Here is a 21,281-nt window from a genome sequence, read left to right on the forward strand (position 1 = left end):
CTTTTCCTATGCCCGTTACCGGCAGCGGGCAGCGTCGAGCTGCCCGGCGGCGTCCGCGGGCAGGAATTCGTTGGCTGGGGGTAAATGGCTGGGGATAAATGGGTGGGGGGGATGGGGCGTAAATGGGGGGTCGGTGGGGGGATGGGTGAGGGGTGGTGGGGGTATACTCACCGGTAGCGCCGAGGTCTCAACTGACCTGCTACGCAACGAAATCCACGAAGCCGCCGTCGTCGGCCGCTACGCGTCGGGTCACCTTTCGGGTTTCGTATACAACGATCGAAACAACGGCGAGCGTAGGTCGACGTTCTCGGGCCGGTCAATCACCTTTCCACCCACCGGAAATGCCGCACATCACACGCGACGGACGCCGACGCCTATAGCCCGTCCGGCACCCCCAGCCCGTCCGGCGATTGAGGACGAGGCCGTTCAGGCCGAAAAAGGGGGGCCTGGGGGCGCAGCCCCCAGAGACGGCGCCCCCAACCAACCTCACCCCGCAGACACCGTCACCCGCACAACCCCGTCCGGCGCAGCCAAGTGCACCGGAGTCGCGGGCCCACCCAGATCCCGTACCGCCGCCAGGTCTTCCGCCGGCACACCGTCGGCCGCCGTCACGACCGCCGCCGCCTCCAACGACTGGGCGCCCGAGGCCACCGCCATGGCCACCGCCGTCCGCAGTGCGCTCAGCTTCAGTGAGTCGAGGGCGACGGTGCCGGCGACGTACGTACGTCCGGTCTCGTCCCGTACGGCAGCGCCCTCGGGGACGCCGTTGCGGGCCCGGGCGGAGCGGGCGAGGGTGACGATCTTGCGGTCCTCGGGGTCGAGGTCGAGCGCGTTGCTGTCGGTCATACCCCGAGCATAACCAGGGGTCCGTGTCCTCCCCGGGGAGTACTCCGGCCACCGTGAATGCTCCGCCGGGGCCGGGGTGAAGGCCTTCGTGAGCACGATGTGCGGGGCCCCGGAAACCCGGAGGCTGATGCATGACACAAGGAAGTCACACAAGAAGAGGTATCAGGCGCGGGTGATCAGGGCATGACCCTTGAACCGCGAGCCATGAGGAGGCGTCATGAACCGCCAGACCCGCATCCGCGTCATTCGTCGGCCCAGCGCTCCTTCGCCCCGCGACCTCCCCATCGACCGCAGGACGCCCTCGGGCCGCATCCTGCCGTACTGAGACGAGCGGCGAGCGGGGTTCAGGGCCGGTCGAGGCGCAACCGCTCCGCCCGTGGCAGACCGGCCACGACCAGGTCGTACGAGTCCTCGATCAGCTCCCGCACGAGCTGATCGGGCAACTCCCCGTCGACCGTCACCGTGTTCCAGTGCCGCTTGTTCATGTGATAGCCGGGGATGATCAGCCCCTCGTGCTCGTCCCGGAGCCGTACGGCGTCGTCCGGGTCGCACTTCAGATTGACCGTCAGGGGACGCGCGTCCAGGGCGGTGAGGGCGAAGAGCTTGCCCAGCACCTTGAAGACGGAGGTCTCCGGGTTGAAGGGGAAGTCCTCGGCAGCGGCGTTGAAGGACAGACAGAACGCTCGCAGCTCCTGCGGAGTCACGCCGCGTCCCCCTTCTTCTCAGCCTTCCTCTCAGCCCTACGCTCGGCTTTCCTGTCCCCGTCCTTCTCGGCCTTTTCGGCCTTCTCCGCTTCCTCGGCAGGCTCCACGGGCTCGACGGGCTCCACAAGCACCGTCACGATCTTGTTCCGCCGCCCCGCCGCGGCCTCCGCGGTGAGCCTCAACTCCCGCCCGTCGGGCAGGTCGACGACCGCCGAGGCCCCGGCGATGGGAACGCGCCCGAGCGCCTTGGCGAGCAGCCCGCCCACCGTCTCCACGTCCTCGTCGTCGTACTCCTCAAGGCCGTACAGCTCGCCGAGGTCGGTGATGTCGAGGCGGGCGGTGACGCGGTGACGCTCGTCGCCGAGCTCCTCCACGGGCGGGAGTTCACGGTCGTACTCGTCGGTGATCTCGCCGACGATCTCCTCCAGGATGTCCTCGATCGTCACGATGCCGGCCGTGCCGCCGTACTCGTCGATGACGACGGCGACATGGTTGCGGTCACGCTGCATCTCACGGAGCAGGTCGCCGGCGTTCTTCGTGTCGGGTACGAAGGCGGCGGGCCGCATCGCGGTCGACACGAGCTCGCTCTCCGCGTCCCGGCTGATGTGCGTCTTGCGGACGAGGTCCTTCAGATACACGATCCCGACGACGTCGTCCTCGTTCTCGCCCGTGACCGGAATCCGCGAGAACCCCGAACGCAGGGCGAGGGTGAGCGCCTGCCGGATGGTCTTGTACCGCTCGATGACGACCAGGTCGGTCCGCGGGACCATGACCTCCCGTACGAGGGTGTCGCCCAACTCGAAGACGGAGTGCACCATGCGGCGCTCGTCGTCCTCGATCAGGGACTCCTTCTCGGCCAGGTCGACCAGCGCGCGCAGCTCCGCCTCGGAGGCGAACGGGCCGCGCCTGAAGCCCTTGCCGGGGGTGAGCGCGTTGCCGATGAGGATGAGGAGGGAGGGGATCGGCCCCATGACACGGGCCAGCGGCAGCAGGATGTACGCCGCCGCCGTGGCCGTGTTGAGGGGATGCTGACGCCCGATCGTCCGCGGCGACACCCCCACCGCGACGTACGAGACGAGCACCATCACGCCGATGGCGACGGCGAGGGCCTCCCAGGTCGCGTCGAACTCCTGGAGGCAGGCGTACGTGACGAGCGCGGCGGCGGCCATCTCGCAGACCACGCGCACCAGGAGCGCCACGTTGAGATAGCGGGTCGGGTCGGCGGCGATCTGCGCGAGCTTGGCACTGCCGCGCCGTCCGCCGCGTACAGCCTCCTCGGCGCGGAAGCTGGAGACGCGCGCGAGGCCCGCCTCCGCGCAGGCGGCGAGCCAGGCGACGACGACCAGCGCTATGGCACCGGTGACGAGTTGGGGGTTCATGACACGGTCGGGGCGGGCGACGGACCGGTCATGCCCCGCTCACCGCGCCAGCCGTCCACGATGGCCGCCTGGAGGCCGAACATCTCGGCCTTCTCGTCGGGCTCCTCGTGGTCGTAGCCGAGGAGATGCAGCACTCCATGGACGGCGAGGAGCTGGAGCTCCTCGTCCATGGAGTGCTGTGTCTCGGCTTCCTTGCCCTGCTTCTCGGCGACCTCGGGACAGAGCACGATGTCACCGAGAAGCCCCTGCGGCGGCTCCTCGTCGTCCTTCGACGGGGGGCGCAGCTCGTCCATGGGGAACGACATGACGTCGGTCGGGCCCGGCAGGTCCATCCACTGGATGTGCAGCTGCTCCATGGCGGCGGCGTCCACGACGATCACCGACAGTTCGGAGAGCGGGTGGATGCGCATCCGTGCGAGCGCGTAGCGGGCGATGTCGAGGATCGCCTGCTCGTCGACCTCGGTTCCGGACTCGTTGTTGACGTCGATCGACATGGTCGCGCTGATCTACTTCCGTTTGTTACGGACGCCCTTGTGGGTGCCGTTCTCCGTACCGTTTTCGCTGTCGTACTTCTCGTACGCGTCGACGATACGGCCGACCAGCTTGTGCCGGACGACATCGTGGGAGGTGAGCCGCGAGAAGTGGACGTCGTCGAGGCCTTCGAGGATGTCCTGGACCTGCTTCAGACCCGACTTGGTCCCGGACGGCAGGTCGACCTGCGTGACGTCACCCGTGACGACGATCTTCGACTCGAAGCCGAGACGGGTGAGGAACATCTTCATCTGCTCGGCGGAGGTGTTCTGAGCCTCGTCCAGAATGATGAAGGCGTCGTTCAGGGTCCGTCCCCGCATGTACGCCAGCGGCGCGACCTCGATCGTCCCGGCCGCCATCAGCCGCGGGATCGAGTCCGGGTCCAGCATGTCGTGCAGCGCGTCGTACAGCGGGCGCAGATACGGGTCGATCTTGTCGTAGAGCGTGCCGGGCAGGAAGCCGAGCCGCTCGCCCGCCTCCACCGCCGGGCGGGTCAGGATGATGCGGCTGACCTGCTTGGACTGGAGGGCCTGGACGGCCTTCGCCATGGCGAGGTACGTCTTGCCGGTGCCCGCCGGGCCGATGCCGAAGACAATGGTGTGCTTGTCGATGGCGTCGACGTAGCGCTTCTGGTTGAGGGTCTTGGGGCGGATGGTGCGGCCTCGCGAGGACAGGATGTTCTGCGTGAGGACGTCGGCCGGGGTCTCCAGGCCGTCAGCCTCCCCGTTGCCGCTCGCTCTGAGCATGGCGATCGAACGTTCCACCGCGTCCTCCGTCATCGGCTGTCCGGTGCGGAGCACCAGCATCATCTCGTCGAACAGGCGCTGGACGAGGGCGACTTCGCCCGCGGCGCCGACGGCGTTGACTTCGTTGCCCCGGACATGGATGTCGACCGCCGGGAAGGCCTTCTCGATCACACGCAGGAGGGAGTCGCCGGAACCCAGGACGGTCACCATGGGGTGCGCCGCCGGGACGGTGAACTGCGCTCGTGCCTGCCCCTGTGCGGGGCTCTGAGCTGTGGGTGTCTGAGTCATGGGCCGGCTCGTAGGCCTGCACGACCTCCCTCAATGAGGCTCGCTTACCACGTGGGTAGCCTTCCGGTCCCAGGGTACGTCGGTGCACTGACAACGCCGTAGGGCTTTTAGCCCACGGTCCGGTGTACGCGTCCACTGCGCGTCCGCTGTCCGGTGTACGCGCTCACGCCGATCTGCCGAAACCGATGGTCGGAACCGCCCGCCGCAGCGGCCACGGGCGCGGTCTGGCGCTCCTGGGCACCAGGTCCGCCAGGAACGCGTACCGGCGCAGGGCCGCCGGGTCCTGGTGCTCGTACGACTGGATCTCGCGCCACCAGGCCCCGATCTCGGACCAGCCGGGCGCGGAGAGGGAGCCGCCGAAGTCCTGCACGGAGAGGGCGGCGGTGAGGCCGGCGAAGGCGAGGCGGTCGGCGAGCGGCCAGTCGGCGAGGGTGCCGGTGACGAAACCGGCGACGAAGACATCGCCGGCGCCCGTGGGGTCGAGGGCCTCGACGGCGATGGCGGGCACCTCGGCCGTCTCCCCGGTCCGCCCGTCCACCGCGTACGCGCCCTCGGCACCGAGGGTGACGACGGCCAGCGGTACGTGTTCGGTGAGCGCCCGGGCCGCCTGGCGGGGGCAGTCGGCGCCGGTGTAGCGCATCGCCTCCTCGGCGTTGGGGAGGAAGGCCTCGCAGTGCTCCAGGTCGGCGAGGCCGGCGAGGTCCCAGCGGCCGGTGTCGTCCCAGCCGACGTCGGCGAAGATGCGGGCGCCCTTGCGGGCGGCCTGCGCGATCCAGGGGGCGCGCACGCCCGGGGTGAGGGAGGCGACGGCGGCCCGGGCGGGCGGCGGGCAGTCCGGGGCGGGCTCCTCCGGGGGCGGCTCGTGGCCGTGGGAGACCATCGTGCGCTCACCCTCGTACGCCATGGACACCGTGACCGGGGAGTGCCAGCCGGGGACCGTGCGTGACGTGGACAGGTCGATGTGCTCGCCCTGTTCGAGGGCGTCCCAGCAGTACTCCCCGTAGTGGTCGTCGCCGAAGGCGGCGGCGAGGGAGGTCTTCAGGCCGAGCCGGGCGAGCGCGGTGGCCATGTTGGCGACCCCGCCGGGGCTCGACCCCATCCCGCGCGCCCAGGACTCGGTGCCGCGCACCGGGGCGGAATCCAGCCCGGTGAAGATGATGTCGAGGAAGACGGTGCCCGTCAGATACACGTCCCACGGCGGATCGTCGGGCGCGCGCAAGCCGGCCAGGGGATCGACCTGGGCCTGGCTGTAGGAAGGTCCCTCTCCGGTGGACGCGGTGGACGCGATCACGGTGCGCTCCCTGACGATGGTGCGGATCAGGCCAGTCTGCACCACACCACTGACAGCAACCCGCCGCTCCCGCCCCGCGACCGGCACGTGGCGCCCGGCGGGCCGCTCACCCCCCGAACTCGTACGCCTCCACCTCGGCCAGATACCGCGCCCGCCGCTCCTCGTCACCGTCCAGGAACGAGGCCAGGAACGAGTTCCGCGCCAGCTCCCGCAACCGCCCCTCACCCAGACCCAGGGCCTCCCGCACAGCCCCGAAGTTGTCCTCGACATACCCACCGAAGTAGGCGGGATCGTCGGAGTTGACGGTGCACAGCAGTCCCGCGTCGAGCATCGCGGGCAGCGGATGCTCGGCCAGCACATCCACAGCCCGCAGCCGTACGTTGGACAGCGGGCAGAGCGTCAGCGGCACCCGCTCCCGCACGAGCCGCGCCACGAGCTCCGGGTCCTCCATGCAACGCAGCCCATGGTCGATCCGCTCGACGCCGAGGATGTCGAGGGCCTCAGTGATGTACTCCGGCGGCCCCTCCTCCCCCGCGTGCGCCACCCGCCGCAGACCCAGCCCGGCGGCGGCCTCGTACACCTCACGGAACTTCACCGGCGGATGCCCGACCTCGGCGGAGTCGAGCCCGATCCCGACGATCCGGTCAAGGTAGGGACGGGCCACCTCCAACGTCTCCATGGCCGACGCGGCGGACTCGTCACGCAGGAAACACATGATCAGCTGCGTGGAGATGCCATGCACCGCCTCACTCTCCCCCAGCGCCCGCCACAGCCCGTCGACGACCGTCCCCATGCCCACACCCCGGGCAAGGTGCGCCTGCGGGTCGAAGAAGATCTCCGCGTGCCGCACGCCCTGAGCCGCGGCCCGAGCGAGATAGGCGTTGGCAAGGTCCTCGAAGTCCTGTTCGGTCCGCAGGACGGCCATGAGCTCGTAGTACAGGTTCAGAAAGGACTGGAGATCGTCGAAGAGATACGCCTTACGCAGCTCGTCGGTGTCGGCGTACGGCAGCGCGACACCGTTGCGCGCGGCGAGCGCGAAGGCCAGCTCAGGTTCGAGGGTGCCTTCGATGTGGAGGTGGAGTTCGGCTTTGGGGAGGGACATCAAAGAATCGTACGACCGGTTTACCGCCGTTTCGGAACCGGCACTCTCAGTAGGTCATGGGCGACGGTCAGCTCCCCCTCGAACCCGGCCGCCCGCGCCTGCCGCTCGAACTCGTCCGGCTCGGAGTACCGCTGGCTGAAGTGAGTGAGGACGAGATGCCGTACGCCGGCCTCCCGAGCAACCGCCCCCGCCTGACCGGCGGTCAGATGCCCGTGATCGGCGGCAAGTTGCTGATCCTCATCCAGAAAGGTCGACTCGATGACCAGCAGATCGCACCCCTCGGCCAGCGCGTGCACCCCCTCGCACAACCGGGTGTCCATGACGAACGCGAACCGCTGTCCGCGCCGCAACTCGCTGACGTCGTCGAGAGTGACGGACCCGAGGGAGCCCTCCCGCTGGATGCGTCCGACGTCCGGCCCCTTGATCCCGCGCGCGGCGAGCAACTCGGGCAGCATGCGCCGCCCGTCGGGCTCGACGAGGAGATAGCCGTACGACTCGACGGGATGGGAGAGCTTCCGGGCTTCGAGGCGATACCCGCCCGTCGTCGCGAGTACCCCGCCCTCCCCAGCGACCGGAGCCTGGCCGATCTCGACGGTCTCGCGGTAGGCGGTGGAGTACCGCAGCCGGTCGAAGAACTTCTGCCCGGAGCGCGGGTAGTGCGCGGTGATTTCGTGCGGGACGCGGTCGAGGTTGATGCGCTGGATGACCCCGGCGAGCCCGAGCGAGTGGTCCCCGTGGAAGTGGGTGACACAGATCCGGTTGAGGTCATGGGCGGCGACCCCGGCACGCAGCATCTGACGCTGCGTGCCCTCGCCGGGATCGAAGAGGATGCCCTCGCCGTCCCAGCGGAGCAGGTAGCCGTTGTGGTTGCGGTGCCGGGTGGGTACCTGGCTGGCGGTGCCGAGGACCACCAATTCACGTGCGGACAAGGAAAGTTACCGTTCTCGGTTCGCTTGGCCGGGCTATCCCGGGGGCCAGTGCAGACCGCGTCCGCCCAGAAGGTGCGCGTGGGCGTGGAAGACGGTCTGGCCGGCGCCGCTGCCGGTGTTGAAGACGATGCGGTAGCTGTCCAGCTTCTCCTCGGCCGCGATCTCACCGGCGTGGCGCAGCACATCGGCGGCGATGCCGGGTTCGGCGACGGCGAGGGAGGCCGCGTCGGGGTGGTGGGCCTTGGGGATCACCAGGATGTGCGTCGGCGCCTGGGGGTTGATGTCCCGAAAGGCGACGGTCGTGTCCGTCTCGCGGACGATCGTCGCCGGGATGTGCTTTCCGGCAATCTTGCAGAACAGACAGTCGTCCTGCGGTGCCCCGCTCTCGCCCTCGTCCCGCATGCGTGTGCCTCCTCACGCTCGCCGATCAGTACGTGGGCATGGTATCGGCCGCGGGCAGCCACTACTCGGCACACCTCGGACACTCAGTTGATTTCACTATAAATACGTTTATCTTCGGGTAGGCCCGTGTCGTCATACAGCTTCCGGAGGGCATCAGGCGAGAAGATCTCTTGGTAATCAACAAATCCAGCAAAAAGGCCGAGGATTTTATTGGTCCACGCCTGGCTGGCACTCGCCGATCTGAACACCCCCTGAAGGAAAGGAGACAATTCAGCAAGTTCGCTCAACGTGACAGTGAGGGCGTAGTTGTCTGCGGTGCTTTCGTCACGAATCTTGTTGTACTCGGCGAGCGCATCGTCTATCGAGCGCTCCCCGGACAGTCCTTGATGGAGGTAACCGGCAAGAATTTCCGCCTGCCGGAATGCATCGGTGATCCCGAATCCGCTGTACGGGTCCTTGTGGTATCCGGCATCACCCACCAGCGCCCAGCCGGGCCCATAAGCGCGCCGGTAGTAGTTGTCAGGGTAACGCATGGGCACGAAATCCGTTTCACGCTTTCCGGCTTCCCGCAACTGTGCGCCCATGTCCGGCGCGACTTCGTCGAAGACGGCCTGAAAGCTCGCTTCCGGGTCCTGGCGGAACTCTTTGAGCCGCCTACGAGTGCAAACGACTGCCAACATGGTGAGGCCATCATTGGTGGGCCAGGCACCGAACCAACGCCCGTCGAATCCGGCTTTGTGATGCATACCCCAGTCCAGACCGCTGAAGTATGCGTAATAGTTGAACCCGGCGGCGCGATGCACGTCGTACATTTGGGCTCCCACCTTTTTCGCAACGGTGGAACGGAAGCCGTCCGCTCCCACCACCACAGCGGCGCGAAATTCCCGCTCCTGCCCCCCTCGCTCGCGTCCGCGTACGCCGGTCACGCGCCCTTCGGAGTAGACGAGGTCGGAGACGGTGAAACCCTCAATTACTTCGACACCTGCTTGGCACGCCGCATTCACCAATATCTCGTCGAGTACGGTGCGCCGCGGGCAGTAAACGGCATCGATTCCGTTGACGGGTTCGGCAAACCCGTTCAAATCAACACCCCTGTAGGAGAAGTGCAGCTTTCGTATTGCTGGGGTACCTGCAGTAATTATCTTGTCGAGGAGTCCCCAGTCACGGAGGCAAGAAATTCCACCCTGGTGAATATAATGCGTCGATACAGTGTCACTGGGGAAAGAGGTGCGATCAACTGCAAGAACCCGATAACCTCGCTGAGCCAGGAGCATGGCCGTCGGCGATCCAGCACATCTGGCACCTACAACGATAACATCGTACACGTTTCTCTCCTGGTCGGATTGAAGTGCCGAAGCGAGGTTCAGCTCGGGGGAACAATCACCTCCTCCGGAAGTCTGAAGAAATTGCATCAAAAACATTCGCACGTGTCCACAGATCGCTGTGTGCCTTGGGTGTGCCTATCGGAACCTGATCAACCCTTTTCAACCTGCCCCGCCCTTAAGACGATGTCTTGATTGGCGGTAGCTCGTTGCTCCGGGTATGGACATAGTCCATCGCTTGGTGCCGGACGGGCTGTGGGAGATCTTCCAGGACGTGGCGCCGGAGCCGCCAGTGCGTGCCCAAGGTGGAGGCCGGCGGAGGTGCGATGATCGCGCGGTGCTGGCCGCAATCACCTTCATCGCTACCTCGGGCTGCGCCTGGCGGCAGGTGCCACCGGTCTTCGAAGCCTCCTGGCAGACGGTCCACCGCCGCTTCACCGACTGGTCCGCCGCTCGGGTGTGGGCCAAGCTGCACCGCGTGGTTCTCGACCAACTCGGCGCCGACGGCGCGCTGGACCGGTCGCGCTGTGCGATCGACTCGGCCAGTGTCCGTGCGGTCAGAGGGGCCCTTGACTGGACCGAATCCGACCGATCGCGGCAAGCTCGGGTCGAAGATTCACGCCATCTGTGACCGCAACAGCCTGCCGATCTCGGTGGGGATCTCCGCTGCCAACCTGCACGACAGCCAGGCGCTGATCCCGCTGATGCAGGGCATCCCGCCGATCCGCTCCCGCTATGGGCCCCGGCGCCGCCGCCCGGCCAAGCTGCACCCGGACAAGGGCTACGACTTCGACCATCTGCGCAACTGGCTGCGGCGACGGCACCGTGCCTCGCATTGCCCGCCGCGGTGTCGAGCCCTCCAGGCGTCTGGGCCGATACCGCTGGGGTGGTAGAGCGCACGATGTGCTGGCTGAGCAGCCGTCGTCGGCTGTACCGCCGATACGAGCGCAAGGCCGAACACTTCCTCGCCTTCGTCGGCATCGCCAGCAGTCTCATCTGCTACCGCAGAGTTCGCGCCAGCGAGAGTCGTCGGCGTCAGGTGTTGGCAGCCCCGTAGCGCAGGACCCCGCCACGCGGCAGCAGGTATCCCATACCGCGTTCCTTGGGCAACTCGTCCGCCAGCACTGAGGCGTCGGCAAGTCCGGAGACCATCCAGCCGACGACACCCAAGCTGAACGGCGCCTGCTTGAAGGTCTCCATCGCGATGCTGGCGAGCCAGTCGTCGATGACCGCGGACCTGTAGTACGGCTGGCCGTCCCAGTACACGATGCCCGCCTTGTCCAACGCTCCTGTGGGAACGTAGAAGTCCAGCCAGTCACTGCTTTCGTCACCACCGCGGACTACCATGCAACCGCATACCGCCATCTGCCCCGTCGGCAAGCGGACCTGACCGAGCAGGTGGCCGTACTCAGTGAGCGAGGCCACCGTGCACGGCACCTCATCCTGCTCGTCGGGCTCACAGTCACGATGCCCGAAGCACCCCCGCACGCCTGCCGCCGACCACAGAGCACTCAGGAGAGTCTGCAGTTCGGCGTCACCAGTAGAGCCAACCTCGATGGCCAGCTCGTAGCCATCGCCCCAGTTGGACTGGTCGCGGAAGGAAGCAGGATTCGACATGTCACGATCATGCAGTGCGAGCCAGCCCCGGGATACCTCAATATGATGCTCGACCAACCAATCGAGACATCCAACTTGTCGCTCCTGCCACAACCACGCCGGCTTTCAAAGGCAGCAGGCACCCGAGCCAACGGGTGGTGGATACCACGACATCTCCTCGATACTTCAGTGCATTCTCACGCAATGGCCGACAGCCTTGGGTACCGCCGACGTTCCGGCGGCACCGAGCCACCAACTCGCCGCCGTCTGCGGGATATTGAGCCATTTGTAGCCTACGGGGGCCGACCACGGCTCTCACACCAGCGGGTCAGCTCACAATCTCTCCACCTTCAAGCCCATCACCGGACCGAGCCGTCTCGGGCTTCGCGATGACGAACACGCCCTTGCCCTGGACGCCCTGAACGACTCCCTCGGCCGCGAGTACCTCGATAGCCGACTTGATGGTGCGGCGGCTTACCGCCCCGCCTGTCTCCTGCTCCAACTCATGGTGAGAGGGGATACGTCGGCCTACCGGGATGACGCCGCGTCGAATGCGCTCACGGAGGACGGACGCCAACTGCAGGTACATCGGGGTGATGCTCTCCCGATCGATCTCGATCATGGTTGGAGCGTAAGAGGTCAACTCAGGCCAGCATAGGTCGGCATAGGACGAGTAGAGACGTACCAAGACGTACCAAGTTGGCGTACAGTCAGATGCCATCAGAAGACCCCGGCGAGTCGGTCAGGACTCCCGGGGCACGGCCACCAACCCTGGGAGGTTGACGACATGCGCGAGCGTAGCGCGGCTGTATTGATCGGGGTGTTGCTGCCCCTGCTGTGCTGGGTGCTCCCAGCCACCGGCAAGCGGCGGCAGGAGACCCCGGAACCGAACCGAACTCTGGTGACCAGCAAGAACGGAGCCAGAGACACGCAAGACCATACGCACCCGGCAACACGGGTACCGGCTCAGCGTCGGTCGCCGTACAGCACGGACCGGGGAGTGCTGGACGGATCAGCATCACGTCTGTCGCGACCGTACCTGCCCGCTCTCGACGACGAGGCTCCAGGGACGGTCGCAGTACCCCGAACCGCACGGGTACGGCCCTACTGGACGGCGCGGGAACGCGTCCTGCGGTGGAGGCGGCGGCGCGTTCTGGTGCTGGCGGCCCACTTCCGTCTCGACCTCGACACCCGAAACATCCACACGGTTCCAGTGGCGGGTGGGGTCCGATGACCGCGCCGCCGACGAACGCGGACATGGACACGGACGGAACGGTTCGCACCTCCCTGCTGTACCGCGCACCCATCTTCAGCGACAGGGAGGCGGCCCCGTGAGCAACGCCCGTGAATCGTCCTGGATGCCGGATCCCCCTTACGTGTCCGGCCGCTGCACCATCGGCACCCACGACCGGTGCCGGGACGGTGAACCCCGTGAAAGCGGCGTACCGGGGCTGCGCTACCTGGTGTGCGCGTGTGTCTGTCATCGCCCCGCGCCAACACGTATGGAGGTAGCTGGCACGTGAACTCCCGTGACTGCCAACCGAGTTGGTTTCAGATCCGCCGGAAGCGGCTGGAGTCGGTCACCTTCACCACTGCGCTCGTGACCGTGTGGGCAGTGGTGGTCATCACCGGCGTGACCGCGATCACCCACCCTTAGCCCCAGCCCGGGCGAATTCAAGGGGTCCTCTCCGCGACGCGACGCAATGCGACGCGGAGAGGACCACCTCGTCAACGGGACCCCTCGCCCCAAGGCCCCTTACAGCTCAGGCAACCCAGGCGCCCTCTTAGCCGGCCGCTCCTCCAGCGAAGCCAGCGCCAGCCGGATCGCCTCGTCCAACTGCACATCCCGCCCGGCGGCATAATCCTGCGGAGTCTGCACGACCTCGACGTCCGGATCGACGCCGTGGTTCTCGACGCCCCACCCGTAACCCTCAAGCCAGAAGGCGTACTTGGGCTGCGTGACGAGCGTGCCGTCGACCAACCGATACCGGCTGTCGATGCCGATGACCCCGCCCCACGTCCGCGTACCGACCACCGGGCCGATCCCCAGCGCCTTGATCGCCGCGTTGACGATGTCGCCGTCCGAGCCGGAGAACTCGTTGGCGACGGCGACGACGGGGCCGCGAGGGGCGTCCTCCGGGTAGCTGTACGGGCGTAGCCCGCGCGGGAGGTCCCATCCCACGATCCGCCGCGCCAGCTTCTCGACGACCAGCTGGGAGGTGTGGCCGCCCCGGTTCTCGCGTACGTCGACGACCAGGCCCTCCTTCGCTACCTCGATGCGCAGGTCGCGGTGGATCTGGGCCCAGCCGGGTGCCTGCATGTCGGGGACGTGGAGGTAGCCGAGCCGGCCGTCGGACTTCTCGGTGACGTAGGCCCGGCGGTCCGTGACCCAGGCGTGGTAGCGCAAGGGTTCCTCGTCGGCGAGGGGGACGACGACCACGTGCCGCGGGTCGCCGCCGCCGGACGGCGAGATGGTCAGCTCGATGGGCTTGCCCGCCGTACCGACGAGGAGGGGCCAGGGGCCGGCCACCGGGTCGACCGGCTGTCCGGCGACCGCGATGATCGCGTCGCCCGGGCGGACCGCGACGCCGGGTGCGGCGAGCGGGGAGACGCCGTCGGGGTCGGAGGTCTCGGCGGGCAGGACGCGGTCGATGCGCCACAGGGCGGCCGAGCCCTCGGGGCCGTCGTCGTGGCGGGTGATGTCGGCGCCGAGCAGGCCCTGCCGCTCGCCGCTGCCGTATCCGCCGCGCGGGGTGACGTAGGCGTGCGAGGTGCCCAACTCGCCCTGGACCTCCCAGAGAAGGTCGACCAGGTCGTCGTGGGTGGCGAGGCGGTCGAGGATGGGACGGTAGCGGTCGAGGACGCCGTCCCAGTCCACCCCGCCCATGTCCGGCCGCCAGAAGTTGTCGCGCATGATGCGGCCGTTCTCGTCGTACATCTGCCGCCATTCGACGGCCGGGTCGACGGACTGCCGGACGCGCGAGAGGTCGACGGTGATGTTCGTGTCGCTCTCGTCGTCGTTGGAGGCGCGCCGGTCGCTGGGTACGACCTTCAGCTTGCCGTCGGTCCACAGCAGGACGCGTTTGCCGTCGCCGCTGACGGCGAAGTGGTCGGCGTCCCCGGCAAGGTGCTCGATGCGCTGCTGGGCGAGGTCGTACCGCTCCAGCTCGGTCTTCGGGTCGGGGTCGTCGGGGGTGGCCCGGGAGGAGCCGAGGACCCCGCGCACCGGGTGCCGCAGCCACAGGACGCCGTCCTTGGCGGCCCGCAGGTTGGTGTAGCGGGCGGCCTCGACCGGGAACGGCACGATGCGGTCGGCGAGCCCGTCGAGGTCGATACGGGTGGCCGGGGCGCCCTCGCTGTCGGGGGTCTCGTCCTTGTCCGGCGCTTCGAAGGGCCGCCCGTGCCGCTGCGGCCCGAAGGGCGAGGGCGTGGTCGCGGCAAGGGTGATGAGGTGCGGGCGCGAGCCGCCGACGAAGGCCAGGTCGAACACGTGCTCGTCGTAGATCGGGTCGAAGGACCGCGCCGACAGGAAGGCCAGATGCTTGCCGTCGATGGTGAAAGCGGGCGAGTAGTCCCGGAATCGGAGCGGAGTCGCCTCGGTCACCGACAGGTCGGTGGTGTTGGCGATCTTGAGCTGGCGCAGCGGACGCGGCCCCGGGTGGGACCAGGCCAGCCAGCCGGAGTCGGGCGAGAAGACCAGCCCGGACACATCACCGTCGGTGCTGCTGTCGACCTCGCGCACCTCCCCCGACTCCCGCTCGACGAGCAGCACGCGCCCGTCGTGGGAGGCGACGGCGGCCCGGCTGCCGTCGGGCGCCACGGCGAGGCCGAGGACCCGCCCGAGCTGCCCGGCGGCGAGCCTGCGCGGAGTGGCGCCGGGGGCGACACCGGTCGCCGGGGCGAACTCCAGCGCGTCGTCGCCCTCCGCGTCCGTCACCCACACGGCCCACTCCTCGCCGTCCACGCGGAAGGCGCGGGGCAGCCGGGCCCGTACCCCGTGCCCGGAGGCGAGCACCCGCGCCGGCCCTGACCGGTGGGTGACCCAGTGCACGGACCCGCGCACCCCGATGGCGCTGCCGCGCCCGGTGTGGTCGGGCGCACCGGAGTTGAACCAGCGCGAGGCGCTCACGGGATGCGGCTGGAGATCGACGCGCTGCCCGCCGAGCCGGAAGTCGAGCCGTCGCGGCTCGGCCCCGTCGAGATCGTCGAGCAACCACAGCTCACCGGCACAGGAGTACACGACCCGGCTGCCGTCGCTCGCCGCGTGCCGGGCGTAGAAGCCGTCGACCGGGGTGTGGCGCCGCAGGTCGGACCCGTCGCCGAGGGAGGAGTACAGCGCCCCGACACCTTCGTGGTCGGAGAGGAAGGCGATCCGCTCCCCCACCCAGACCGGGTACTCCAGGTTCCCGTCAAGCTCGGCATGCAGCCGTACGAATTCGCCATCCCCCTCCCTGTCGATCCACAACTTGCCCGCCGTACCGCCCCGGTACCGCTTCCACCAGGCGGCCTCGCGGCCCATGGGAGCGGAGAGGAGGACGGTCGCCGGGCCGTGGGCGACATCGCCAACGGGCCCGTACGGCAGGACAGTTGCCGGGCCGCCGTCGAGCGGGATGGCCCGGGCCCAGGAGCGGCGCAGGCTGGCCTGCCCCTGGGTACTGATGGCGAGGACCCGCCCGTCCGGGGTCCAGCCGCGCACCTGGGTCTTCGAACTGCCCCAGTAGGTGAGCCTGTTGGCGGATCCGCCGTCGATCGGGGCGACATGCACCTCGGGGGCGCCGTCGCGGGTGGAGGTCCAGGCGACGCGGGTGCCGTCGGGGGAGATACGGGGATGGTTCACCGGCACGTTGTCGGCGCTGACGCGCCAGGCCCGGCCGCCGTCGAGCGGGGCGACCCAGACGTCGTCCTCGGCGGTGAAGGCGACCAAGTCGCCGTGCAGATGCGGAAACCGGAGATACGCAGGCGAAGAGGGCTGAGTCACCCGATCACCCTAAGCAGCGATCACGCCCCCGGACAGGGGTTTCGGCCCTTTCCTTACCCGCACCGGACCGCTACTTGCCCTCGACGGGCCGACAGTTCGGATCCTCCTGGCACCAGATGGTCCTCGTCACGGTGACGGTCACGGTGGGCCCTGGCCGCTCGTCGTCCGACGGCTGCCAGGTGACGGGCGGGGTGTACGTCGGCGAGTTGCTGGGTGCGTCGCAGTTGCCGAGGCCGCTGACTCGGAACCACTGCCTGCCGTCGACCTTCGCGGTGAGGTCCCCGCGTACGCACCTGCCGTCGACCGCGCGCGTCACCTTGCCGGTGACGGTGATGTCCCTGCCGTCCGTGGTCTCGCCCTGGCAGTCGACACTCGCGACGGCGTTCTCGCTCGCCGAGGGCGAACTGCCGTCCGCAGAAGCCGTGTTGCCGCCACCGCCCGCGTCACCGTTGCCGTTGCCGTTGCCGTTGTCGACCGAGGCCGTGCAGGTGAGCCACTGGACGTTGACGTCCCGCCGCTCCAACTCGTCCGTCACGGTCTGGTCCGTGGTGAGGGCCACGGTGGCCGAACCGAGCCCACCGGGATCGCACGCGACGGCACCGCTCACCGCGGCCACCACGAGTCCGGCCACCGCGACCGCCCTGCGGCGCCTGTGCGGCCGATGCCAAATCCGCCTCAATGCCCCCATGGAGGGCAGCCTGCCACTGTCCCGGCCGACACGGAAGGCTCTATACGGACGTTACGACCAGCGTCCGGTACGTCCGAGCAGCAGCGCCGTCGCGGCCGTACCGGCGGTGGAGGTACGCAGCACACTGGCCCCGAGCCGGTACGCCCTCGCCCCCGCCTCCTCGAACAGGGCCAACTCCTCGGGGGAGACGCCCCCTTCGGGCCCGACGACGAGCACGATCTCACCGGAGGACGGGAGTTCGGCGGTGGCGAGCGCCGCACTGCCGTAGTCACGGTCCTCGTGCAGTACGGCGGCGAAGTCGGCCTTGGCGAGAAGTGCGGCAACCTGCTTACTCGTCGCGGCGTCCGCGACCTCCGGGAACCGCACCCGGCGGGACTGCTTGCCGGCCTCCCGGGCGGTGGCCCGCCACTTGGCGAGCGCCTTCAGCCCACGGTCGCCCCGCCACTGCGTGATGCAACGGGAGGCGGCCCAGGGGACGATGGCGTCGACGCCGGTCTCGGTCATCGTCTCGACGGCCAACTCGCCCCGGTCGCCCTTGGGAAGAGCCTGGACGACGGTGATACGAGGAGACTCCGGGCGCTCCTCGGCCACCGGGCCGAGTCGCAGAACCAGCTGGTCCTTGCCCTCCGCACCGACGACCTCGCCCTCGGCCCAGCGCCCGGCCCCGTCGGTGAGCACGACACTCTCACCGGCCCGCAGCCGCTTCACGGAGACGGCATGGCGCCCTTCGGGACCGCCGAGGACGTACTGCCGGACGTCAGGAAGGTCCTCGACGACGAACACGGGCGCGGTCACGAGCTCGCGCCCGCGTCCAGCAGCGCGGCCCGCGCGCCGGCGATCTCGTCCACCAGCACCGCCACCAGCTCGCCCGCCGGGAGTTCACGGGCCATCCGGTGCCCCTGCCCGGCCCACAGCGCCATGCCCTGCGCGTCGCCGGACGCGGCGGCCTTCTTGCGCAGGGGCGAGGTGAGGTGGTGGACCTCGGGGTAGGCGGCGGGGGCGTACGGGCCGTGCTCGCGCAGGAAACGGTTCACCAGACCCCGGGCCGGCCGGCCGGAGAACGCGCGCGTCAGCTCCGTACGGACGAAGAGGGGGTTGGTCAGCGCCTGCTTGTGCACGGCGTGGGCGCCGGACTCGGGGGTGGCGAGGAAGGCGGTGCCGAGCTGTGCGGCGCTCGCGCCCGCGGCGAGGACGGCAGCGATCTGGCTGCCGCGCATGAGCCCGCCGGCGGCGACGAGGGGCAGGTCGACGGTCTCGCGGACCTGGGCGACGAGGGAGAGCAGCCCGACGGCCGCGCCGTCCGCCTCCGGGTTGTCGCGATGGGTGCCCTGATGACCGCCCGCCTCGACGCCCTGCACGATCACCGCGTCGGCGCCGGCCCGCTGTACGGCGAGGGCCTCGTCGGCGGTGGTCGCGGTGACCAGGGTGAAGGTGCCGGCGCGGCGGAGGGAGTCCAGTACGTCGGGGCTCGGCACCCCGAAGTGGAAGGAGACGACCGGGACCGGGTTGTCGAGGAGTACGGCGAGCTTGGCGTCGTAGCCGTCGTCGCGTCCGCTGTCCGGGTCGCCCAGCTCGGTGTCGTACCAGGAGGCCTCGCCGGCCAGCTGGTGGGCGTAGACCTCGACGGCGGCGGGGTCGGCGTACTCGGGCTGCGGCATGAAGAGGTTCACACCGAAGGGGCGACCGGTCAGCCCCCGCAGCTGCTTGATCTCCTGGTACATCCCGTCCGCGGTCTTGTACCCGGCGGCGAGGAACCCGAGCCCGCCCGCTTCGGCGACGGCCCCGACGAGCTGCGGGACGGAAACGCCGCCCGCCATGGGGGCCTGCACGATCGGGTGAGGGAAGAGATCGGTCAGCGCGGAGGACATGACGGCATGTTGTCACGTCCCCTGCACAAGTCCGAATCAGGCCTCCGGCAGGGCATTCCAGCCCGTCCGGCGTTTGAGGACGAGCGCGTTCAGCGCGAAAGGGGGTCTGGGGCGCAGCCCCAGGGATGGGACGGGTAGGGGCGGCGGGGGCGAAACAAAACCCCCGCCGCCCACCACTCTCAGCGCCCGTTGAACGCGTCCTTGAGCCGCGAGAACAACCCCTGCTGCCCAGGCTGGAACTGCCCCGTGGGCCGCTCCTCGCCCCGCAGCTTCGCCAGCTCCCGCAGCACCCGCTCCTGCTCAGGATCGAGCTTCGAAGGCGTCATGACCTCGACATGCACAATGAGGTCACCGCGTCCGCCGCCCCGAAGGTGCGTGACGCCCCGCCCGTGCAGCGGAATCGACTGCCCGGACTGCGTGCCCGGACGGATGTCGACCTCCTCCAGCCCGTCGAGCGTCTCCAGCGGCACCTTCGTGCCCAGCGACGCCGCCGTCATCGGAAGAGTCACCGTGCAGTGCAGATCGTCGCCGCGCCGCTGGAACTGCGAGTGCGGCAGCTCATGGATCTCGACGTACAGGTCACCGGCGGGACCACCACCGGGCCCCACCTCACCCTCGCCGGCGAGCTGGATCCTCGTACCGTTGTCGACACCCGCGGGGATCTTCACGGTCAGCGTCCGGCGCGACCGCACCCGTCCGTCGCCCGCGCACTCGGGGCACGGCGTCGGAACGACGGTCCCGAACCCCTGGCACTGCGGGCAGGGCCGCGAGGTCATGACCTGTCCGAGGAAGGACCGCGTGACCTGGGAGACCTCACCGCGCCCGCGACACATGTCGCAGGTCTGGGCGGAGGTCCCGGGCGCCGCGCCCTCACCGCTACAGGTGGTGCACACCACGGCCGTGTCGACCTGGATGTCCTTGGTGGTCCCGAAGGCGGCCTCGTCGAGCTCGATGTCGAGCCGGATCATCGCGTCCTGACCGCGCCGCGTACGCGACCTCGGCCCACGCTGGGACGCCGTTCCGAAGAACGCGTCCATGATGTCCGAGAAGTTCCCGAAGCCGCCGGCGCCGAAGCCACCCGCGCCGCCGCCCGCCTGCGAGAGGGGGTCGCCGCCGAGGTCGTAGACCTGCTTCTTCTGCGGGTCCGACAACACCTCGTACGCGGCGTTGATCTCCTTGAACCGCTCCTGCGTCTTCGGATCGGGGTTGACGTCCGGGTGCAGCTCGCGGGCGAGCCTCCTGAACGCCTTCTTGATCTCGTCCTGGGACGCGTCGCGGCGCACGCCGAGTACGGCGTAGTAGTCCGTGGCCACTTAAGACTCCGCCAGGATCTGTCCGACGTACCGTGCCACTGCGCGTACCGCTCCCATCGTTCCCGGGTAATCCATGCGGGTCGGTCCGACCACGCCGAGCTTGGCGACTGCCTCGCCGCCCGAACCGTAGCCGACCGACACGACGGACGTTGAGTTGAGTCCCTCGTATTTGTTCTCGTGACCGATGCGCACGGTCATGCTCGAATCCCCGGCTTCACCAAGGAGTTTGAGGAGTACGACCTGTTCCTCAAGGGCTTCCAGAACAGGCCGGATAGTGAGGGGAAAGTCATGTCCGAAGCGGGTCAGATTGGCGGTTCCGCCGATCATCAGCCGCTCCTCGGCCTCCTCGACGAGCGTCTCCAGGAGAGTGGAGAGCACCGTCGCGACCGTGCCCCGGTCCTCCGCCTCGAAGGCGTCCGGGAGGTCCTGCACGAGCTGCGGCACGTCCGCGAAACGGCGGCCCGCGACCCGGCTGTTGAGCCGCGCGCGTAGATCCGCCAGAGACGTCTCCCCGAAGGGCGCCGGGCAGTCGATCATCCGCTGCTCCACGCGGCCGGTGTCCGTGATCAGTACGAGCATCACGCGCGCGGGAGCGAGCGAGAGCAGCTCCACGTGCCGCACGGTGGACCGGGTGAGCGACGGATACTGCACGACGGCGACCTGCCGCGTGAGCTGGGCGAGCAGGCGCACTGTCCGCCCCACGACATCGTCGAGATCGACGGCGCCGTCCAGGAAGTTCTGGATGGCGCGCCGCTCGGGCGCGGTCATCGGCTTGACGCCGGCGAGCTTGTCGACGAAGAGCCGGTAGCCCTTCTCGGTCGGGATGCGCCCGGCGCTGGTGTGGGGCTGGGCGATGAAGCCCTCGTCCTCCAGCGCCGCCATGTCGTTCCTGACGGTGGCCGGTGAGACCCCGAGGTTGTGCCGCTCGGTGAGCGCCTTGGACCCGACCGGCTCCTCGGTGCCCACGTAGTCCTGGACGATGGCGCGCAGCACTTCGAGCCTGCGTTCACTGAGCATCGCGCACACCTCCAGCTCTCGTCCCCTGGACGCCTGCCCCGGTCGTCATTGGCTCTTCATTGGCCTTCCCTGGCACTCTTCGTGTGCGAGTGCCAGAGTTCCCCGGGCCAGTGTACGGCTGTCGGGTACACCCCGGGCAAGGGCAGCCCGCACCGACCTGCTGACGTGTACCGACGTGTCCGGCGATGTCGTGTCCTCGGCAACCCACTCCTGCCCGTCACTTCCGGCCTCTCCGGCTGATCGGTCCTGGTGAAGTCGGGTACGCGACCGCGCCCGAAGGG

The 21,281-nt window shown here is 68.8% G+C and carries 19 protein-coding genes and 1 pseudogene; 2 read left to right on the forward strand and 18 right to left on the reverse strand.

What is annotated here, in order from left to right; translation table 11 throughout:
• Positions 1-486 precede the first annotated feature (486 nt).
• The 10 genes from ACH4TV_RS04745 to ACH4TV_RS04790 all read right to left on the reverse strand — a co-directional run bounded on the left by ACH4TV_RS04745 (position 487) and on the right by ACH4TV_RS04790 (position 9,543).
• Entirely contained in the window at positions 487-846 is a 360-nt protein-coding gene (locus ACH4TV_RS04745) for a cytidine deaminase (RefSeq protein WP_398394199.1), read from the reverse strand.
• A 344-nt stretch (positions 847-1,190) separates the two neighbouring features.
• Positions 1,191-1,550 carry an MmcQ/YjbR family DNA-binding protein gene (locus ACH4TV_RS04750; protein ID WP_398394201.1) on the reverse strand — a complete coding sequence of 120 codons (360 nt, stop codon included), beginning with the start codon at positions 1,548-1,550 and terminating at the stop codon, positions 1,191-1,193.
• Positions 1,547-2,929, reverse strand: coding sequence for a hemolysin family protein (locus ACH4TV_RS04755; protein WP_398394203.1), 1,383 nt, complete (start codon positions 2,927-2,929; stop codon positions 1,547-1,549). The genes ACH4TV_RS04750 and ACH4TV_RS04755 overlap by 4 nt, the downstream gene beginning before the upstream one ends.
• Positions 2,926-3,423, reverse strand: coding sequence for an rRNA maturation RNase YbeY (gene ybeY / locus ACH4TV_RS04760; protein WP_398394205.1), 498 nt, complete (start codon positions 3,421-3,423; stop codon positions 2,926-2,928). Before ybeY ends, ACH4TV_RS04755 begins: the two co-directional genes overlap by 4 nt.
• A gap of 12 nt (positions 3,424-3,435) precedes the next feature.
• Positions 3,436-4,494 (reverse strand): PhoH family protein, encoded by a 1,059-nt coding sequence (locus ACH4TV_RS04765; RefSeq protein WP_398394207.1) that lies wholly within the window; start codon positions 4,492-4,494, stop codon positions 3,436-3,438.
• Positions 4,495-4,657: 163 nt separating this feature from the next.
• Positions 4,658-5,785, reverse strand: a complete 1,128-nt coding sequence (locus ACH4TV_RS04770; protein WP_398395359.1) for a carbohydrate kinase family protein — start codon at positions 5,783-5,785, stop codon at positions 4,658-4,660.
• Positions 5,786-5,891: 106 nt separating this feature from the next.
• A complete protein-coding gene (locus ACH4TV_RS04775; RefSeq protein ID WP_398394208.1) occupies positions 5,892-6,887 on the reverse strand; it encodes an adenosine deaminase in 996 nt (331 codons plus the stop codon).
• Between the two features lie 20 nt (positions 6,888-6,907).
• On the reverse strand, positions 6,908-7,816 hold the full coding sequence (locus ACH4TV_RS04780) for a ribonuclease Z (protein WP_398394210.1): 909 nt from the start codon (positions 7,814-7,816) through the stop codon (positions 6,908-6,910).
• A 33-nt stretch (positions 7,817-7,849) separates the two neighbouring features.
• On the reverse strand, positions 7,850-8,218 hold the full coding sequence (locus ACH4TV_RS04785; RefSeq protein WP_398394212.1) for a histidine triad nucleotide-binding protein: 369 nt from the start codon (positions 8,216-8,218) through the stop codon (positions 7,850-7,852).
• An 83-nt stretch (positions 8,219-8,301) separates the two neighbouring features.
• Positions 8,302-9,543 carry an NAD(P)/FAD-dependent oxidoreductase gene (locus tag ACH4TV_RS04790; protein WP_398394214.1) on the reverse strand — a complete coding sequence of 414 codons (1,242 nt, stop codon included), beginning with the start codon at positions 9,541-9,543 and terminating at the stop codon, positions 8,302-8,304.
• A gap of 217 nt (positions 9,544-9,760) precedes the next feature.
• Between ACH4TV_RS04790 and ACH4TV_RS04795 the strand changes: the two are divergent.
• Positions 9,761-10,597, forward strand: a pseudogene (locus tag ACH4TV_RS04795) (IS5 family transposase).
• Here the strand turns inward: ACH4TV_RS04795 and ACH4TV_RS04800 are convergent.
• A complete protein-coding gene (locus tag ACH4TV_RS04800) occupies positions 10,576-11,157 on the reverse strand; it encodes a hypothetical protein (protein ID WP_398394216.1) in 582 nt (193 codons plus the stop codon). The pseudogene ACH4TV_RS04795 and the gene ACH4TV_RS04800 overlap by 22 nt on opposite strands.
• Positions 11,158-11,464: 307 nt before the next feature.
• Entirely contained in the window at positions 11,465-11,758 is a 294-nt protein-coding gene (locus ACH4TV_RS04805) for a GntR family transcriptional regulator (protein ID WP_398394218.1), read from the reverse strand.
• An 897-nt stretch (positions 11,759-12,655) separates the two neighbouring features.
• On the opposite strand from ACH4TV_RS04805, the gene ACH4TV_RS04810 reads away from it, so the two are divergent.
• On the forward strand, positions 12,656-12,793 hold the full coding sequence (locus tag ACH4TV_RS04810) for a hypothetical protein (RefSeq protein ID WP_398394220.1): 138 nt from the start codon (positions 12,656-12,658) through the stop codon (positions 12,791-12,793).
• 99 nt (positions 12,794-12,892) lie between these two features.
• Here the strand turns inward: ACH4TV_RS04810 and ACH4TV_RS04815 are convergent, their stop codons facing one another.
• The 6 genes from ACH4TV_RS04815 to hrcA all read right to left on the reverse strand — a co-directional run bounded on the left by ACH4TV_RS04815 (position 12,893) and on the right by hrcA (position 21,000).
• Complete coding sequence (locus ACH4TV_RS04815; protein ID WP_398394222.1) at positions 12,893-16,114, reverse strand: S41 family peptidase; 3,222 nt, start codon at positions 16,112-16,114, stop codon at positions 12,893-12,895.
• 70 nt (positions 16,115-16,184) lie between these two features.
• Positions 16,185-16,802, reverse strand: coding sequence for a hypothetical protein (locus ACH4TV_RS04820; RefSeq protein WP_398394224.1), 618 nt, complete (start codon positions 16,800-16,802; stop codon positions 16,185-16,187).
• 51 nt (positions 16,803-16,853) lie between these two features.
• Positions 16,854-17,597, reverse strand: coding sequence for a 16S rRNA (uracil(1498)-N(3))-methyltransferase (locus ACH4TV_RS04825; protein ID WP_398394226.1), 744 nt, complete (start codon positions 17,595-17,597; stop codon positions 16,854-16,856).
• The gene (locus ACH4TV_RS04830; RefSeq protein ID WP_398394227.1) at positions 17,594-18,670 is read right to left on the reverse strand and encodes a nitronate monooxygenase; all 1,077 of its coding nucleotides are present in this window, start codon (positions 18,668-18,670) and stop codon (positions 17,594-17,596) included. Before ACH4TV_RS04830 ends, ACH4TV_RS04825 begins: the two co-directional genes overlap by 4 nt.
• A gap of 179 nt (positions 18,671-18,849) precedes the next feature.
• The gene (dnaJ, locus tag ACH4TV_RS04835) at positions 18,850-19,983 is read right to left on the reverse strand and encodes a molecular chaperone DnaJ (protein ID WP_398394229.1); all 1,134 of its coding nucleotides are present in this window, start codon (positions 19,981-19,983) and stop codon (positions 18,850-18,852) included.
• On the reverse strand, positions 19,984-21,000 hold the full coding sequence (hrcA, locus tag ACH4TV_RS04840) for a heat-inducible transcriptional repressor HrcA (protein ID WP_398394231.1): 1,017 nt from the start codon (positions 20,998-21,000) through the stop codon (positions 19,984-19,986). It abuts the gene before it with no gap.
• Positions 21,001-21,281 lie beyond the last annotated feature (281 nt).

The sequence above is a fragment of the Streptomyces sp. NPDC020898 genome, assembly GCF_044333925.1.
Classification (GTDB): Bacteria; Actinomycetota; Actinomycetes; order Streptomycetales; family Streptomycetaceae; genus Streptomyces.